17 protein-coding genes and 1 tRNA gene are annotated in these 16,112 nt (G+C 60.5%); 14 read left to right on the top strand and 4 right to left on the bottom strand.

The genetic code is table 11. The features are described from left to right. Positions 1–122 precede the first annotated feature (122 nt). The 6 genes from HX898_RS08250 (at position 123) to pncB (ending at position 6,886) form a co-directional block, all read left to right on the top strand. Positions 123–1,211 (top strand): microcin C ABC transporter permease YejB, encoded by a 1,089-nt coding sequence (locus tag HX898_RS08250; protein ID WP_138388484.1) that lies wholly within the window; start codon positions 123–125, stop codon positions 1,209–1,211. Beyond that, complete coding sequence (locus HX898_RS08255) at positions 1,211–2,359, top strand: ABC transporter permease (RefSeq protein WP_180194413.1); 1,149 nt, start codon at positions 1,211–1,213, stop codon at positions 2,357–2,359. The genes HX898_RS08250 and HX898_RS08255 overlap by 1 nt, the downstream gene beginning before the upstream one ends. Continuing rightward, positions 2,356–3,993 carry an ABC transporter ATP-binding protein gene (locus HX898_RS08260; RefSeq protein WP_180194414.1) on the top strand — a complete coding sequence of 546 codons (1,638 nt, stop codon included), beginning with the start codon at positions 2,356–2,358 and terminating at the stop codon, positions 3,991–3,993. Before HX898_RS08255 ends, HX898_RS08260 begins: the two co-directional genes overlap by 4 nt. Positions 3,994–4,001: 8 nt before the next feature. Next, complete coding sequence (locus tag HX898_RS08265) at positions 4,002–4,961, top strand: glyoxylate/hydroxypyruvate reductase A (RefSeq protein ID WP_180194415.1); 960 nt, start codon at positions 4,002–4,004, stop codon at positions 4,959–4,961. Positions 4,962–5,047: 86 nt separating this feature from the next. Beyond that, entirely contained in the window at positions 5,048–5,395 is a 348-nt protein-coding gene (locus HX898_RS08270) for a hypothetical protein (protein WP_180194416.1), read from the top strand. A gap of 186 nt (positions 5,396–5,581) precedes the next feature. Then, positions 5,582–6,886: a nicotinate phosphoribosyltransferase gene (pncB, locus tag HX898_RS08275; protein ID WP_012759708.1), complete on the top strand. Its 1,305-nt coding sequence runs from the start codon at positions 5,582–5,584 to the stop codon at positions 6,884–6,886. Here the strand turns inward: pncB and HX898_RS08280 are convergent. From HX898_RS08280 to HX898_RS08290, 3 genes are all read right to left on the bottom strand, one after another. Continuing rightward, positions 6,868–7,107 carry a CrpP-related protein gene (locus HX898_RS08280; protein ID WP_003544454.1) on the bottom strand — a complete coding sequence of 80 codons (240 nt, stop codon included), beginning with the start codon at positions 7,105–7,107 and terminating at the stop codon, positions 6,868–6,870. The genes pncB and HX898_RS08280 overlap by 19 nt on opposite strands. 414 nt (positions 7,108–7,521) lie before the next feature. After that, positions 7,522–7,731, bottom strand: coding sequence for a KTSC domain-containing protein (locus HX898_RS08285; protein ID WP_138332131.1), 210 nt, complete (start codon positions 7,729–7,731; stop codon positions 7,522–7,524). 245 nt (positions 7,732–7,976) lie between these two features. Further along, a complete protein-coding gene (locus HX898_RS08290; protein ID WP_180194417.1) occupies positions 7,977–8,597 on the bottom strand; it encodes an alpha/beta hydrolase in 621 nt (206 codons plus the stop codon). A 41-nt stretch (positions 8,598–8,638) separates the two neighbouring features. Here HX898_RS08290 and HX898_RS08295 point away from each other — a divergent pair, with 41 nt between their 5' ends. Further along, a complete protein-coding gene (locus tag HX898_RS08295; RefSeq protein ID WP_138332133.1) occupies positions 8,639–9,115 on the top strand; it encodes an Lrp/AsnC family transcriptional regulator in 477 nt (158 codons plus the stop codon). 103 nt (positions 9,116–9,218) lie between these two features. Here HX898_RS08295 and HX898_RS08300 read toward each other — a convergent pair. After that, positions 9,219–9,308, bottom strand: a tRNA-Ser gene (locus HX898_RS08300). A gap of 228 nt (positions 9,309–9,536) precedes the next feature. Here HX898_RS08300 and HX898_RS08305 point away from each other — a divergent pair. The 7 genes from HX898_RS08305 (at position 9,537) to HX898_RS08335 (ending at position 16,044) form a co-directional block, all read left to right on the top strand. Beyond that, a complete protein-coding gene (locus HX898_RS08305; RefSeq protein ID WP_003544459.1) occupies positions 9,537–9,854 on the top strand; it encodes a hypothetical protein in 318 nt (105 codons plus the stop codon). Between the two features lie 316 nt (positions 9,855–10,170). Then, entirely contained in the window at positions 10,171–11,163 is a 993-nt protein-coding gene (locus tag HX898_RS08310) for a BMP family ABC transporter substrate-binding protein (RefSeq protein ID WP_029873712.1), read from the top strand. Positions 11,164–11,251: 88 nt separating this feature from the next. Next, on the top strand, positions 11,252–12,763 hold the full coding sequence (locus tag HX898_RS08315) for an ABC transporter ATP-binding protein (protein ID WP_180194418.1): 1,512 nt from the start codon (positions 11,252–11,254) through the stop codon (positions 12,761–12,763). A gap of 7 nt (positions 12,764–12,770) precedes the next feature. Beyond that, a complete protein-coding gene (locus tag HX898_RS08320) occupies positions 12,771–13,874 on the top strand; it encodes an ABC transporter permease (RefSeq protein WP_138388477.1) in 1,104 nt (367 codons plus the stop codon). Positions 13,875–13,884: 10 nt separating this feature from the next. Continuing rightward, positions 13,885–14,856, top strand: a complete 972-nt coding sequence (locus HX898_RS08325) for an ABC transporter permease (RefSeq protein WP_138388476.1) — start codon at positions 13,885–13,887, stop codon at positions 14,854–14,856. A 1-nt stretch (position 14,857) separates the two neighbouring features. Beyond that, positions 14,858–15,247, top strand: coding sequence for a cytidine deaminase (locus HX898_RS08330; RefSeq protein ID WP_003544464.1), 390 nt, complete (start codon positions 14,858–14,860; stop codon positions 15,245–15,247). Continuing rightward, complete coding sequence (locus HX898_RS08335; protein WP_180194419.1) at positions 15,244–16,044, top strand: purine-nucleoside phosphorylase; 801 nt, start codon at positions 15,244–15,246, stop codon at positions 16,042–16,044. The genes HX898_RS08330 and HX898_RS08335 overlap by 4 nt, the downstream gene beginning before the upstream one ends. Positions 16,045–16,112 lie beyond the last annotated feature (68 nt).

Here is a 16,112-nt window from a genome sequence, read left to right on the forward strand (position 1 = left end):
TCCAAATGGCACGAGCGAATCACGACAAGCCGGCAGGGCCGGCAAGGGAAGGCTGACGGATTGAGCGGCATGAGACTGGACGGCAGGCAGACAGGAAAAACATTCCCGGAGGCTGAAGGCTGATGGGCGCCTATATCCTTCGCCGCCTGCTTCTGATGATCCCGACCATCGTCGGCATCATGGCCATCTCTTTCATCGTCATTCAGTTCGCGCCCGGCGGTCCCGTCGAGCAGGTGATCGCCCAATTGACCGGTCAGGCCGACAGTGCCGACCAGCGCCTGTCCGGCGGTGGCGATCTTCTCAGCGGCGGCGGCAGCGATGAAGGCTCGAAATATCGCGGTGCCCAGGGGCTCGATCCGGAACTGATCGCCAAGCTCGAAAAGCAATTCGGCTTCGACAAGCCGCCGCTGACCCGTTTTGGCGAGATGATGTGGAATTACATCCGCTTCGATTTCGGCGAGAGCTTCTTCCGCAACACCTCCGTGCTCGAACTCATCAAGGAGAAGCTGCCGGTGTCGATCTCGCTCGGCATCTGGATCCTGATCTTCTCCTATGCCATTTCCATCCCGCTCGGCATCCGCAAGGCAGTCAAGGATGGATCGACCTTCGATGTCTGGACGTCGGGCGTCATCGTCGTCGGCTACGCCGTCCCGAGCTTCCTCTTCGGCATTCTCCTGATCGTGCTTTTCGCCGGCGGTTCCTTCTACGACTGGTTTCCGTTGCGCGGCCTGGTCTCCGACAATTTCGACGAGCTTGCCTGGTGGCAGAAGCCGCTCGACTATTTCTGGCACCTGACCTTGCCGCTGATCTCGCTTTCCCTGTCCGCCTTCGCGACGACGACGCTTTTGACCAAGAATTCCTTCATCGAGGAGATCAAGAAGCAATATGTCGTCACCGCCCGCGCCAAGGGCCTGAACCAGCGGCAGGTGCTCTATGGCCATGTCTTCCGCAACGCCATGCTGATCATCATTGCCGGTTTTCCCGGCGCCTTCATTTCCGCTTTCTTCACCGGCTCGCTGCTGATCGAGAACATCTTCTCACTCGATGGCCTCGGTCGCCTCGGCTATCTCTCGGTCATCAACCGGGATTACCCGATCGTCTTCGCCACGCTCTACATCTTCTCGCTGCTCGGCCTCGTCGTCAGTCTGGTTTCCGACCTGATCTACACCTGGATCGATCCGCGCATCGATTTCGAGCGGAGGGATGTCTGATGGACGCCGCCGCAAATCCCGCTGTCGCAACACCCGTCAAGCCGCCGCGCAAAGGCCTGCTCTCGCCGACCAACATTCGCCGCTGGCAGAATTTCCGCGCGAACGGCCGCGGTTACTGGGCGCTGTGGCTGTTCATGGTCTTGTTTATCCTCAGCCTGTTTGCAGAGTTCCTCGCCAACGACCGGCCGATCATCGCCTCCTACAAGGGCGAGATCCTGTTTCCCGTCCTCGTTGATTATCCTGAGGAGAAGTTCGGCGGCTTCCTGGCCGAAACCGACTATCGTTCCTCGGTGATTGCCGACGAAATCAATGCCAATGGCTGGATGATCTGGCCGCCGATCCGTTATTCCTACCGCTCGGTCAATTCCAACATTCCGCATTCGGCCCCCACCGCCCCCTTCTGGCTGATGACGAAGGAGGAGCGCTGCGCCGGCTACCCGCAGGGGGTGAACGATCCGGATTGCACCCTCGGCAATCTCAACTGGCTCGGCACCGACGACCAGGCGCGCGACGTGCTGGCGCGCGTCATCTACGGTTTCCGCATATCGGTGCTCTTTGGCCTGGTGCTGACCATCTGCTCGGCTGTTATAGGCGTGACGGCGGGCGCCGTGCAGGGTTATTTCGGCGGCTGGACCGATCTGCTGTTGCAGCGCTTCATCGAGATCTGGTCGTCGATGCCGGTGCTCTACATCCTGCTGATCATCGCCGCACTCCTGCCGCCCGGCTTCTTCGTGCTGCTCGGCATCATGCTGCTCTTCTCCTGGGTCGGCTTCGTCGGCATCGTGCGCGCCGAATTCCTGCGCGCCCGCAATTTCGAATATGTCCGCGCCGCCCGCGCGCTCGGCGTCAACAATCGCACCATCATGTGGCGCCATCTGCTGCCGAACGCCATGGTCGCGACGCTGACCTTCCTGCCGTTCATCCTCTCCGGTTCGATCACGACGCTGACCTCGCTCGATTTCCTCGGCTTCGGCATGCCGCCGGGCTCCCCCTCGCTCGGTGAGATGATCGCGCAGGGCAAGACCAATCTGCAGGCGCCGTGGCTCGGGCTGACGGCCTTCTTTGCCATGTCGATCATGCTTTCCCTGCTGATCTTCATCGGCGAAGCCGTGCGCGATGCCTTCGATCCGAGGAAGACGTTTCAATGAGTGACATGCCAGAACCGCTGCTTTCCGTCCGCGATCTCTCGGTTGCCTTTCATCAGGGCGGCGAAACCTCGCTCGCCGTCGATCACATCTCTTTCGACATCGCCAAAGGCGAGGTCGTGGCGCTCGTCGGCGAATCCGGCTCCGGCAAGTCAGTCTCGGCCAACTCGATCCTGCGACTTTTGCCTTATCCCTCGGCAAGCCATCCCTCCGGCGAAATCCTGTTCAAGGGCAAGGACCTTTTGAAGGTGTCGGAGCGGGCACTGCGCGAAGTGCGCGGCAACGACATCACCATGATCTTCCAGGAGCCGATGACCTCCCTCAATCCGCTTCATACGATCGAGAAGCAGATCGCCGAGATCCTCGCTCTGCACCAGGGCCTTACCGGCCAGCCGGCGCGTGAGCGCGTGCTGGAATTGCTGAACCAGGTTGGCATCCGTGAGCCGGAGAAGCGGTTGAAGGCCTATCCGCACGAACTGTCAGGAGGCCAGCGCCAGCGCGTCATGATCGCAATGGCGCTCGCCAACCGGCCGGAATTGCTGATCGCCGACGAGCCGACCACCGCGCTCGACGTCACCGTACAGGCGCAGATCCTCGAATTGCTGCGGCAGTTAAAAGCCGTCCACGGCATGTCGATGCTGTTCATCACTCATGATCTCGGCATCGTCCGCAAATTCGCCGATCGCGTCTGCGTCATGACCAAGGGCAAGATCGTCGAAACCGGCACCGTCGAGGACGTCTTCGCCAATCCGAAGCATGAATATACCCGACACCTTCTCGCCTCCGAACCGCGCGGCGAGCCGCCATTGGCCGATCCGTCGAAACCCATGGTGATGGAAGGTTCGGATATCCGTGTCTGGTTCCCGATCAAGGCTGGGCTGATGCGCCGTGTCGTCGATCATGTGAAGGCGGTCGACGGCATCGATCTTTCGCTGCGCGCCGGCCAGACGCTCGGCGTCGTCGGCGAGTCCGGTTCCGGCAAGACCACGCTCGGCCTGGCGCTCACCCGACTGATTTCCTCGCAAGGGCGGATCGCCTTTGTCGGCAACGACATAGCCGGCTATTCGTTCAATGAAATGCGGCCGCTGCGCAACCAGTTGCAGGTGGTCTTCCAGGATCCCTATGGATCGCTCAGCCCGCGCATGTCGGTCGGCGATATCGTCGCCGAAGGGCTGAAGGTGCATGAGCGCTCTCTGACCGCTGAAGAACGCGACCAGCGCGTCTGCTGGGCGCTGGAGGAGGTGGGTCTCGATCCCCTGACCCGCTGGCGTTATCCGCACGAATTCTCCGGCGGCCAGCGCCAGCGCATCGCTATCGCCCGGGCCATGGTGCTGAAGCCGCGCTTCGTCATGCTCGACGAGCCGACCTCCGCGCTCGACATGAGCGTGCAGGCGCAGGTGGTCGATCTCCTGCGTGATCTGCAGAAGAAGCACGACCTCGCCTATCTCTTCATCAGCCACGACCTGAAGGTGGTGAAGGCGCTCGCCAACGACGTCATCGTCATGCGTTTCGGTAAGGTGGTGGAGCAGGGCCCGTCAGCGGACATCTTCCGCGCGCCGAAGAACGATTACACCCGGGCGCTGATGGCGGCCGCTTTCAACATCGAGGCGGTGCCGACGCCCGCCGTGCAGCAGTAAAGAAGATCATGTCCGCCCGTCCTCCCGTTCTCGTCGATATCAAGTTCAATTCCGAAGGCGTCGCCCGGGTGCTGAAGACGGCCTTTGCCGACCGCGGCAGCATCAATCTCGCCGATCCGGCCAATCGGGCACGCGATCTCCGTGAGGTCGAATACGCGCTTCTCTGGAAACCGGATGCCGATCTCTTCAAACGGGCGCCGAACCTGAAAGTGATCTTCTCCGGCGGCGCCGGCGTCGACCACATCGTCGGCATGGCGGGCCTGCCTGAGATCCCGATCGTCCGCTTCGTCGACCGCAGCCTGACGACGCGCATGAGCGAATGGGTGGTCATGCAATGCCTGATGCATCTGCGCGGGCAATACGCCCATGACAACCACCAGCGGCAACGTGAATGGGCGAAACTGATCGCGCCGGAGGCGGCGGAAGTCACGGTCGGAGTCATGGGCCTCGGCATTCTCGGGCAGGATGCGGTCGCCAAGCTGAGAGTGATGGGTTTCAATGTCATCGGCTGGTCGCGCAGCCGCAAGCAGATCGACGGCGTCGAAACCTTCGATGCCAGCGAGTTGGATAATTTCCTCGCAAGGACCGACATCCTCGTCGGCCTGCTGCCGCTGACGCCTGAAACATCAGGCTTCTATGACGCCCGGCTGTTTGCGAAGCTGCGTCGCAACGGCGCGCTCGGGCAGCCGGTCTTCATCAATGCCGGCCGCGGTAAGAGCCAGGTCGAGGCCGATATCGTTTCGGCCATCCGTAACGGCACCCTCGGCGGCGCTTCCCTCGATGTCTTCGAGGCGGAGCCGCTTGCATCAGATAACCCGTTGTGGGACTTGCAGAACGTCTTCCTCACGCCGCACGACGCGGCCGTTTCCGAAGAAAACGCGCTGTTCCGTCATGTCGAGACGCAGATCGCCCGTTTCGAGCGTGGCGAGCCGCTGCAATTCGTGGTCGACCGCGCCGCCGGCTATTGAGCTTTCGGAACCTTCCAGACAGCCACCCGTTTCCTTTGCGGAAATTCTTGCGGCCGCGAGGCCGGTTAAGACAGCGGAAGGAGACGATGATGGCGCATCAGACGGAAACACGCTGGGAAAAGTCCGACGGCAAGCTTCACAAGGAAGAGCTGATCCCGCCCGTAAAGGCAAGGCAGGGACGCACGGGTTATCGCATCCTGACGGTGCTGATCGTCGCGCTGGTGCTTGCCTTCGTGGTTTGGATACCGGTCGAGATTTGGGGCAACCGCGAGGCAAACGAGGTGGCGCCGCAGCAGCCAGGCCAGCGGCTTCAGTCGCAGCAGCCCGCTCCGGCTCCCACGCCGGCGCTGCAGAATGGTACTGCCGTTCCAACCGAAAAGCCGAACACCACGCCGGCCGCTCCGAATGTGGCGCCCGCAACTCCGGCCCAATAATCGTGAGCAGAACCGTGTTCACGTCCCGCAGCCGTGCTGCTGCGGGACGTTTATTGTTTTGTCTGGACTTTAGCCGCCGATTTTTCGATAAGAAGGCGCACGAGCCGGTTCGTGCGCCGGCCCGGAACTTGGCAGTACCCGGGAATTTGGCAGCACCTGACCGGAGTGGACAGGGGCAGGAATTTCATGGCCAGGACTGATATCGCAAGACGCGTCTACAATCATGCCTGGAAACTCGATCCGATCATCCGCAGCCTGATCGATACCGACTTCTATAAGCTCTTGATGCTGCAGATGATCTGGAAGCTTTATCCGGATGTGAACGCTTCCTTCACCCTGATTAACCGCACCAAACGGGTGCGTCTCGCCGATGAGCTCGATGAAGGCGAATTGCGCGAGCAGCTCGATCATGCCCGCACGCTGAGGCTCTCCAAGAAGGAGATGATCTGGCTTGCGGGTAACAGCTTCTATGGTCGCGCCCAGATCTTCGAGCCGGAATTCCTTGCCTGGCTTTCCAACTTCCAGCTGCCCGAATACGAGCTGTCGAAGAAGGACGGGCAATATGTGCTGGATTTCCACGGATCTTGGAAGGAAACCACCATGTGGGAAATCCCGGCGCTCGCCATCGTCAACGAGCTGCGGTCGCGCTCGGCGATGAAGGCGCTCGGTCCCTTCACCCTCGATGTGCTCTATGCTCGCGCCAAGGCGAAGATGTGGTCGAAGGTCGAACGGCTGAAGGAACTGCCGGGCCTACGTATCTCCGATTTCGGAACCCGCCGCCGTCACAGTTTCCTCTGGCAGCGCTGGTGCGTCGAGGCGCTGAAGGAAGGCATCGGCCCGGCCTTTGCTGGTACCAGCAACGTATTGCTGGCGATGGATTCCGATCTCGAGGCCGTCGGCACCAATGCTCACGAGCTGCCGATGGTGGCTGCCGCTCTGGCCGAAACCGACGAGCAACTGCGCAACGCGCCCTACAAGATCCTGCGCGACTGGAACAAGCTCTATGGCGGCAACCTGCTGATCGTCCTGCCGGATGCCTTCGGCACCGCCGCCTTCCTGCGCGACGCACCGGAATGGGTCGCCGACTGGACCGGCTTCCGCCCGGACAGTGCCCCGCCAATCGAAGGCGGCGAGAAGATTATCGACTGGTGGAAGAAGATGGGCCGCGATCCGCGCCAGAAGCTGCTGATCTTCTCCGACGGTCTCGATGTCGACGCCATCATCGATACCTACCGGCATTTCGAAGGCCGCGTGCGCATGAGCTTCGGCTGGGGCACGAACCTGACGAACGATTTTTCCGGCTGCGCGCCGATCGAGATCTCCGGCCTCAACCCGATCTCCGTCGTCTGCAAGGTCAGCGACGCCAACGGTCGTCCGGCGGTGAAGCTCTCCGACAACCCGCAGAAGGCGACCGGCGACCCGGCCGAGGTCGAACGCTACCTGAAATTCTTCGGCGCCGAGGACAGGATCGATCAGACCGTTCTGGTGTAGGTCTGGGCCAATGTGCCGCTGTCCCGGGGCATATTGATGTGCCCCGCCATCGCATCCTCGATCGACCAACCGAAGCGCCAGGCGTCGAACATCGAGTACCACTCCTGGAAGTCGGCGATCGGCAGGATATCCGGCTTCGACATCGGATTGTCGGCCAGACTGCGGCCACGCGCACGGTCCCGTGCGCCACGTTCCTGCATCTCAAGCAGATTCTCGAACATCGTTACCCCCCGTCTTTATCCCGATTTATGCAATCATTCTAATAAAGCATTGTCGAGTCCGGATGCGATAATTTGGGTTTTTCACAGGATTAGCCCCTATTCGCTAGCCTAGGGGATGATTGGTCGTAACGGCCCGGGGACATCTCAATCAGGCAGTGGGGGCGTAGCGGCGTCCGAAAGCCACTCATGTGTTTCGCCACTAAGCTCAACGAGCACCCGTGACGGGGAGGCTCGACTTCCTGGCTGGGGTCCGCCGCCGAGCCTCCCGGCTGGCCGACCTTGAACAGGCCGGCAGCGCCGACACGTTGGCGCTTTCCGGCAGGGGCGATCCAACCCAGATGATATCGAGGGCTAACAGCCGGTTAATATCCACCGGCCTCGTCCCGATTTCGCACAAGCTATCCTTCGGGTTTTTCAGGCTGCCAATCTGCGAAACCGGGTTCTGATCCTGTCGAGATAATAATGGCCGGGAGACGGCGCCACCGTCATCGCGTGCACTTCCGAGGAGGGAACGCCTGCAAATAGACGTTCCTCGCCATTCTTGAAACAAATCCGTAGCCGTCCGTCGTCCTGGCTGAAATAGACGGATTTGATGATCTTCGACTTTACCGAAAGTTCTTGCACCTGTTTTACCTCTGTTTTTTAATTTTGCAGACGGTAAACCCAAACGTGCAAAGACGCGGTGAAGCCGCATGGTAAAAATTCAGGAATCTTTGGGCGCTTTAAATCTCGCCGCGCGGTCGGAAAAGACAGGCTCGATGAGCCTCGAACGCACGCTTGCGAGCGGAGCATTTCGTTGCTCCGTCTCGACGCATCCAGCACAGGCAAAGGCCCGTTTGAGCCATTTGATCGTGAACTCGAAAACAAGATTAAGTCCGATCAGATTTTGCCAATCCGGCGGAAAACGCCGTCAGCAAGGCCTTTCCCTGGCCCCAGTCTTCAAGGCCGCTTTGCCCGTTGATATGGCCGAAAGGACCGATAGCGACAAGGCCGCTGCCCCACAGATCTGCTCGCGCATGGGCATGGTCGAGCGTGCCGAAAGGATCATCGGCGCTTGCGATGATCAGAGTGGGGAAGCGCATCTTTTGCGACGGCGGATCGGCGAATCCGGCCGCCTCCTCAGGGAATGACGCGGACTGCGGATCCGGGACCGCGACTAGAAACGCTCCGGCAACGGCAAGCGAAGAAACCTGCTGCCAATGAGCGACCAGCAGACAGGCAAGGCTGTGGGCGACCAGCAGGGGAGGGGTTGCCGATGCGCCGACGGCGCGCTCCAGGGCTGAAATCCAGTCCGCCAGATCGGGCTTTTCCCAATTGGCCGGTTGGAAACGCCGCATGTCCGGGCTCGACCTTTCCCAGCGTGTTTGCCAATGAGCCTCGCCCGAACCGCCAATCCCCGGCAATATGATGATGTCCTTCATGTCTTTTCCTCTGATCATCCGCGCAGATGAAAATGATGCATTTTCATTTGCTTCGGAATGAATGATCATCGGAAAACCGCGTCTCTTTCCGATGATTTCAAGGTGATCCCATGGCTTTTCAGGAAAACAATCGGGTACTGCTCGATCCAACCGATATCGCCATTATCGAAGCGATGCAGGAAAATGGACGCATTGCAATTTCCGAACTCGGTCGGCGGGTCGGGCTCTCTCAGCCGGCAGCATCGGAACGGGTCAAGCGGCTGGAAGACCGCGGCATCATTGTCGGTTACGCCGCCCGCATCGACCCCACCGCTTTGGGAATTGGAATGACGGCTGTGCTTCGCTTGCGCACGACGCATGAGCATATCAAATCCTGTCTAAAACAGTTCGCGGAGATGCCGCAGGTCATGGAAGTATTCCGCCTCACCGGAGAGGACTGTTTTCTTTTGAAGGTGCTGGTTCCGTCGCCGGGAGAGCTGGAAACGATCGTGGACACGATCGCGCGTTTCGGGGCCGTGACGACATCTCTGGTGTTGCGCAGCGAGAACCCGAAGCCGATTGGACGCGCCCTGCTTCAGCGAGTTTGAGAATATGCGGACGACCAGCGTGTTCTATCGAAGCGTGCCGCCAAAAACGCTTCCGCGTCCCGCTCTCGATACGGTTTGAATCAATATTGAAAAACGAGGGATATGGCGGACAGGGTGGGATTCGAACCCACGGTACGCTTTCACGTACACACGCGTTCCAGGCGTGCGCCTTAAACCACTCGGCCACCTGTCCTTTTTTGGCGTTCGCGCCCGGATAGGAGCAAATCGTCGGAACGGCGCGATATATACCGATGAATTTTTGCCGATCAACCGAAATCTAACAGTTTTTTGACTTCTTGCGATAAAACTCGCCTCGGCCACTCCATTGTGCTTCACCTCATCGATGACTATGTAATTCTCTAAGGTGGAGAATGGCGCGGCCGGCCGGAATTGTCCGGCATATCGAGCGTCGGAGGAATTGATGCGTTTCCTGTTGCGTCTGGCGAGTCTTGTCGCGCTTGCGGCGGCCGTTATTGCCGGGACCATCGATTCGATCCAATCGGTTGCGGCGTCCTCCGTGGTGATGACGCCGATCTCCGATGCCTGGCAGGATGTCAGCCCGACAACGCTGACGTCGCTGCAATCCTCCCTTTCCTATTATATCCACCCGCGTTTCTACACTCTCATCTTCCAGTGGCTGATGCTCCAGCCGGCCTTTGCCGTTTTCCTGGTGATCGCGCTGCTTCTGTGGATGATCGGCTACAAGAAGCCGCCGGTAGCCGGTCGCTTTACTGCATAGCAAGGTGGTTTTGCCGGCGCGATCCGGCGAGAAATCCCTGTGGCGTCGCCCGCTCTTCGACCTCGGTATTTACCGCCGGACTGGCTAGAAAATCCGCATTCTGAGGGAGAGAATGTCCAAAAATCAGTCCCGAAGAGCTGATTTTTGGCAATCGCTGCAAATCTTTACCGCCTGAAAAATTTCTGGTGAATTTTTCCGTGAGCCATGCAAGGATGCACGCAGCCAGGCCTCCGGGGGGAGGTCGGTGGTTCCGCAGACATGCCCGGAAAGGGCTTGCGGGAGGACCCCTAACGAATAGCAACAACAGGGCTGCACAATGAAAAAATCCCTTCTCACTCTCTTTGCCGTGGCTGCCATGTCGACGACGGCGCTTGCCGCCGATGTCAAGCCGGCGCTGGTTTACGGCACCGGCGGGAAGTTCGATAAGTCCTTCAACGAGGCGGCCTATAACGGTGCCGAGAAGTTCAAGGCCGAGACCGGCATTGCCTATCGCGACTTCGAGCCGACGGGTGACACTCAGGGCGAACAGGCCATCCGCAACTTTGCAAGTCGCGGTTTCAATCCAGTGGTTGCCGTTTCCTTCGCCTGGACCTCGGCCATCGAGAAGGTTGCAGCCGAATTCCCGGATACCAAATTCATCATCGTTGACTCCGTCGTCGACAAGCCGAACGTCCGCTCGGTTGTCTATAAGGAAGAAGAAGGCTCCTACCTCGTCGGCGTTCTCGCTGGCATGGCCTCCAAGACCGGCAAGGTCGGCTTCGTCGGTGGCATGGACATTCCGCTGATCCGCAAGTTCGAATGCGGCTACGAGCAGGGCGCCCGCTCCGTCAAGGCCGATATCGAAGTGTTCCAGAATATGACCGGCACGACGGGCGCTGCCTGGAACGACCCGGTCCGCGGCGGCGAGCTGGCCAAGAACCAGATCGACCAAGGCGCTGACGTCGTTTATGCGGCAGCCGGTGCCACCGGTCTCGGCGTTCTGCAGACGGCCGCCGACAACAAGAAGCTGTCGATCGGCGTCGACTCCAACCAGAACCATCTGCATCCGGGCTCGGTCCTGACCTCGATGGTCAAGCGCGTCGACCTCGCTGTCTACAATGCCTACAACGACACCAAGAACGACAAGTTCACCGCTGGCGTCCAGGCGCTCGGCGTCAAGGAAGACGGTGTTGGCGCCGCGATCGACGACAACAACAAGTCGCTGATCACACCGGAAATGCAGGCTGCCGTCGACAAGGCCAAGGCCGACATCATCGCGGGAACCGTCAAGGTTCACGATTACACCTCGGACAACGCTTGCCCGAAGTGATCCGCGCCCGAATGTGATCGACGATTGAGATCGGGCGTATGGCGGAGGGGATTTTCGCCATACGCCCTTTTCTTATTTGGAGTCTGCAGTGACAGATAAGCCCGCTATCGAGCTTGTCGGCATCGACAAGAAATTCGGTGCCGTCCATGCCAACAAGGACATCAACCTCACCGTTGCCAAGGGGACGATCCACGGCATCATCGGCGAAAACGGCGCCGGCAAATCGACCCTGATGTCGATCATTTATGGTTTCTACCATGCCGATAGCGGCGAGATCCGGGTCAACGGCAATCCCGTCACCATCCGCGACAGCCAGGCGGCGATCGCCACCGGGATCGGCATGGTGCACCAGCACTTCATGCTGGTCGATAATTTCACGGTGCTCGAGAACATCATGCTTGGCGCCGAAGGCGGCATGCTGCTGGCGAGGGGCGTCGCATCGGCCCGTGCCGAGCTCAAGCGGCTGGAAATGGAATATGGCCTGGAGGTCGATCCGGACGCGCTGATCGAGGAGCTGCCGGTCGGCCTGCAGCAGCGTGTCGAGATCCTGAAAGCCATGTATCGCGGCGCCGAGATCCTGATCCTCGACGAGCCCACCGGCGTGTTGACGCCGGCAGAGGCCGATCATCTCTTCCGTATCCTCAAGGTACTGCGCGACCAGGGCAAGACGATCATCCTCATCACCCACAAGCTGCGCGAGATCATGGCGATCACCGATACGGTCTCGGTCATGCGCCGCGGCGAGATGGTCGCGACCCGCAAGACGGCGGAAACAACGGTGGAGGAGCTCGCCGAGCTGATGGTTGGCCGCCGCGTGCTGCTGCGCGTGCAGAAGGGCGAGGCCAACCCCGGATCTGCCGTGCTGTCCGTCCGCAACCTGACGGTCAAGGACAATCGCGGCGTCACCATGGTCGACAACGTCTCCTTCGACGTGCGCGGCGGTGAGATCGTCGGCATCGCCGGTGTCGCCGGCAATGGCCAGTCCGAATTGCTGGAGGCGATTGCCGGCATCCGCAAGCCGACCTCCGGTGAAATTCTTCTCGACGGCCAGACGATCGACAAGGCCGATCCGGCCCGCCTGCGCGATCTCGGCCTCGCGCATATTCCTGAGGACCGCCACCATATGGGCCTGGTGCTGAAATTCGAGGAATATGAAAATTCTGTGCTCGGTTATCATCGCAGCCCGGCCTACAGCAAAGGCCCGCTGCTCGATCTCGAAGCGATCCGGAAGGATGCGATGGAGAAGATCGAGAAATACGACATCCGTCCGCCGAACCCGCGTCTGAAGACGGCGAATTTTTCCGGCGGCAATCAGCAGAAGATCGTCGTCGCCCGCGAGATCGAACGCGATCCGAAGATGCTGATCATCGGCCAGCCGACACGCGGCGTCGATATCGGCGCCATCGAATTCATCCACCGACGGATCATCGAAATGCGCGACGCGGGCAAGGCGATCCTACTCGTCTCCGTCGAACTCGATGAAATCCGCTCCCTTTCGGACCGTATCCTTGTCATGTTTGCCGGCCATGTCGTCGGCGAGAAGACGCCCGATGCCGGTGAACAGACCCTCGGCCTGATGATGGCCGGCATTGCCGCGTGAGGCCTTTATGAGCACTGCTTCCGTTCCGCTGCCAAACTGGATCAACTACGGCCTCATCCCGCTTTTGAACCTCACCGTCGCCTTCCTGATCTCCGGCTTCGTCGTCTGGCTGATCGGCGAGAGCCCGCTCGATGCGCTGTCGCTGCTGATCCAGGGCGCGCTCGGCAATGGCGAAGGCATCGGCTTCACGCTGTATTATGCGACGAGCTTCATCTTCACCGGCCTTTCAGTCGCGGTGGCGATCCATGCCGGACTTTTCAACATCGGTTCCGAAGGCCAGGCCTATCTCGGCGGCCTCGGCTGCGCGCTGGTGGCGCTGGCGCTCGACCGCTACGTGCCATGGTATGTAACGATGCCGATCGCGGTTGTCGGCGCCGGTCTGTTCGGCGCAGCCTGGGCCTTCATCCCGGCTTTCCTGCAGGCAAAACGCGGCAGCCACATCGTCATCACGACGATCATGTTCAATTATATCGGCGCAGCACTGATGGTGTACCTCCTGGTGCATGTGCTGATCGTACCAGGCAAGATGGCGCCGGAAACCCGCACCTTCCTCGAAGGCGGCCAATTGCCGAAGCTCGGTTGGGTCATGCAACTGTTCGGCGCCAAGCTGGGGGCTGCCCCGTTCAACGTCTCCTTCATCATTGCGCTCGTCGTCAGCTACCTCGTCTGGCTGCTCGTCTGGCGCACCAAGCTCGGCTTCGAGATGCGCACCTTGGGCGTCAGCCCCACGGCGGCCACCTATGCCGGCATCCCCTATGCCCGCACAGTGATCATCGCCATGCTGCTCTCCGGCGCGCTCGCCGGCATGATGGCGCTGAACCCCGTCATGGGCTCGTCGGCCCGTCTGCAGGTCGAATTCGTCGGTGGTGCCGGCTTCGTCGGCATCGCCGTCTCGCTGATGGGCCGCAACCATCCGCTCGGCATCATCATGGCGGCGATCCTCTTCGGTATTCTCTACCAAGGCGGCGACTGGGTTTCCTTCGAAATGCCGAATATCACCCGCGAGATGATCCTGGTCATCCAGGGTCTGGTGATCCTCTTTGCCGGCGCGCTGGAATACATGTTCCGGCCGGCGATGGTCCGCCTCTATCAACAGTTAAAGCGAGCCTGAGGAGCGGACGATGGATTATTATGACATCTTCATCAGCGTTCTAGCCTCCACGATTCGCCTGTCGATCCCGCTGATTTTCACCGCCCTTGCCGGTCTGTTTTCGGAACGCGCCGGCATCTTCGATATCGGCCTCGAGGGTAAGATGCTGGGCTCGGCCTTTGCCGCCGCCTGCGTTGCCTATCTCACCGATTCGGCCTGGCTCGGGCTCGGTGCCGGCATCCTCTGCTCGGTGGCGCTGAGCCTGGTGCACGGCTTTGCCTCGATCACCAACCGCGGCAACCAGATTGTGTCAGGTGTGGCGATCAACTTCTTCATTGCCGGCATCACCATCGTGCTCGGTCAGGCCTGGTTCGGCCAGGGCGGGCGCACGCCGCAGTTGGCGCCGGATTCGCGTTTTGCGCCGATCATCCTGCCGGGCGCCGACGCCGCCCGCGACATACCGATCATCGGCCCGCTTTATGCCAATGTCATATCCGGCAACAATATCCTCACCTACCTGGCCTTTCTTGCCGTGCCGTTTTCCTGGTGGGTGCTTTACCGCACACGCTTCGGCCTGCGGCTGCGCGCCGTCGGCGAAAACCCGGGCGCGGTCGATACGGCCGGTATCTCGGTCGCCTGGCTGCGTTACCGCGCCGTCATGTGTGCCGGCATTCTCTGCGGCTTTGCCGGCACCTATCTGGCAATCGCCCAGTCCGCCGCCTTCATCAAGGACATGTCGGCCGGCAAGGGCTACATCGCGCTCGCCGCTCTCGTCTTTGCCAAGTGGAAGCCGGTGCCCGTCATGTTTGCCTGCCTGCTCTTCGGCTTCCTCGATGCGCTGGCAAATTTCATGCAGGGAAAGCAGGTGCCGCTGATTGGCGAAGTGCCGGTTCAGGTCTTCCAGGCGCTGCCCTATGTCCTGACCTGCGTCCTGCTTGCCGGCTTCATCGGCGTCGCGACCCCGCCGAAAGCCGGTGGCGTGCCCTATACCAAGGAGCGTTGATATGTCTCACGATCTGTTCGAAGCCGCCCGCGGCGCCATGGCCTTTGCCCATGCGCCCTATTCGAAATTCCCGGTCGGTGCGGCGATCCGCGCCGAGGACGGTAAGGTCTATACCGGAGCCAACATCGAAAACCTCTCCTTTCCGCAAGGATGGTGTGCCGAGCCGACGGCGATCGGCGCCATGATCATGGGCGGCGCAAAGAAGATCGTCGAAATGGCGGTCATTGCCGAGAAGCTGCCGCTCTGCCCGCCCTGCGGCGGCTGCCGCCAGAAGATCTCCGAATTCGCCTCCAAGGAGACGAAGATCTACCTTTGCGATGAGGCAGGCGTGAAGAAGACCATGACGATGGAAGAGCTTCTCCCCTTCAGCTTCGAGACCGAACTCGGATGAAGGCGACAGTCAACCTGCTCGCCGCACTGCTCGGCGGCATCAAGCCGCGCCACGGCATCGTGCTCGGCTCCGGTCTCGGCTCTCTCGTCGGTGAGCTGGACGGCGCCGTGCGTGTTCCCTATCGCGACCTGCCGGGCTTTCCCGTCAGTGCCGTCTCCGGCCATGCAGGCGAAGTTGTCGCCGGCCGTCTCGGCGGCGTGCCTGTCGTCATGCTCTCCGGCCGCGTGCATTATTACGAGAAGGGCAATGCCAATGCCATGCGCCTGCCGATCGAGGTGCTGAAGGCGCTCGGCGTCGAAGCGCTGATCCTGACCAATTCGGCCGGATCGCTGCGCGACGACATGCCGCCCGGTTCGTTGATGCAGATCACCGATCACATCAACTATTCCGGCATGAACCCGCTGATCGGCGAGGAAAGCGATCATCGTTTCGTCGGCATGACCAACGCCTATGACGCCGAACTTGCCGCGGCGATGCAGAGGGCCGCGGCGAAGCTTGAAATCGAGCTGGCGCAGGGTGTCTATATGTGGTTCTCCGGTCCAAGCTTCGAAACGCCGGCGGAAATCCGCATGGCGCGCATCCTTGGCGCCGATGCCGTCGGCATGTCGACGGTGCCTGAGGTCATCATCGCAAGAATGCTGGGCCTGAGGGTTGCAGCCGCCTCCGTTATCACCAACTATGGGGCAGGCATGACCGGCAATGAGCTCAGCCATGAAGAAACCAAGGACATGGCGCCCATCGGCGGCGCCCGTCTCGCCGCCATATTGAAAGACATGATTGCGGCTGGAACAGGATGATTTTAGGCCGGGTCGGCCTAAAATCTGAATCCTGTTCTACATTCTATAGTTAGAGCATGATGTCGTCC

The organism is Rhizobium sp. WYCCWR 11128, assembly GCF_013416305.1.
In the GTDB taxonomy this organism is placed as follows: domain Bacteria; phylum Pseudomonadota; class Alphaproteobacteria; order Rhizobiales; family Rhizobiaceae; genus Rhizobium; species Rhizobium indicum.

Bases quoted from the DNA above. Each gene is read 5' to 3' on its own strand.
- HX898_RS08250 (WP_138388484.1), top strand. From the start codon at position 123: ATGGGCGCCTATATCCTTCGCCGCCTGCTTCTGATGATCCCGACCATC.
- HX898_RS08255 (WP_180194413.1), top strand. From the start codon at position 1,211: ATGGACGCCGCCGCAAATCCCGCTGTCGCAACACCCGTCAAGCCGCCG.
- HX898_RS08260 (WP_180194414.1), top strand. From the start codon at position 2,356: ATGAGTGACATGCCAGAACCGCTGCTTTCCGTCCGCGATCTCTCGGTT.
- HX898_RS08265 (WP_180194415.1), top strand. From the start codon at position 4,002: ATGTCCGCCCGTCCTCCCGTTCTCGTCGATATCAAGTTCAATTCCGAA.
- HX898_RS08270 (WP_180194416.1), top strand. From the start codon at position 5,048: ATGATGGCGCATCAGACGGAAACACGCTGGGAAAAGTCCGACGGCAAG.
- pncB (WP_012759708.1), top strand. From the start codon at position 5,582: ATGGCCAGGACTGATATCGCAAGACGCGTCTACAATCATGCCTGGAAA.
- HX898_RS08280 (WP_003544454.1), bottom strand. From the start codon at position 7,107: ATGTTCGAGAATCTGCTTGAGATGCAGGAACGTGGCGCACGGGACCGT.
- HX898_RS08290 (WP_180194417.1), bottom strand. From the start codon at position 8,597: ATGATCATTCATTCCGAAGCAAATGAAAATGCATCATTTTCATCTGCG.
- HX898_RS08295 (WP_138332133.1), top strand. From the start codon at position 8,639: ATGGCTTTTCAGGAAAACAATCGGGTACTGCTCGATCCAACCGATATC.
- HX898_RS08305 (WP_003544459.1), top strand. From the start codon at position 9,537: ATGCGTTTCCTGTTGCGTCTGGCGAGTCTTGTCGCGCTTGCGGCGGCC.
- HX898_RS08310 (WP_029873712.1), top strand. From the start codon at position 10,171: ATGAAAAAATCCCTTCTCACTCTCTTTGCCGTGGCTGCCATGTCGACG.
- HX898_RS08320 (WP_138388477.1), top strand. From the start codon at position 12,771: ATGAGCACTGCTTCCGTTCCGCTGCCAAACTGGATCAACTACGGCCTC.
- HX898_RS08325 (WP_138388476.1), top strand. From the start codon at position 13,885: ATGGATTATTATGACATCTTCATCAGCGTTCTAGCCTCCACGATTCGC.
- HX898_RS08330 (WP_003544464.1), top strand. From the start codon at position 14,858: ATGTCTCACGATCTGTTCGAAGCCGCCCGCGGCGCCATGGCCTTTGCC.
- HX898_RS08335 (WP_180194419.1), top strand. From the start codon at position 15,244: ATGAAGGCGACAGTCAACCTGCTCGCCGCACTGCTCGGCGGCATCAAG.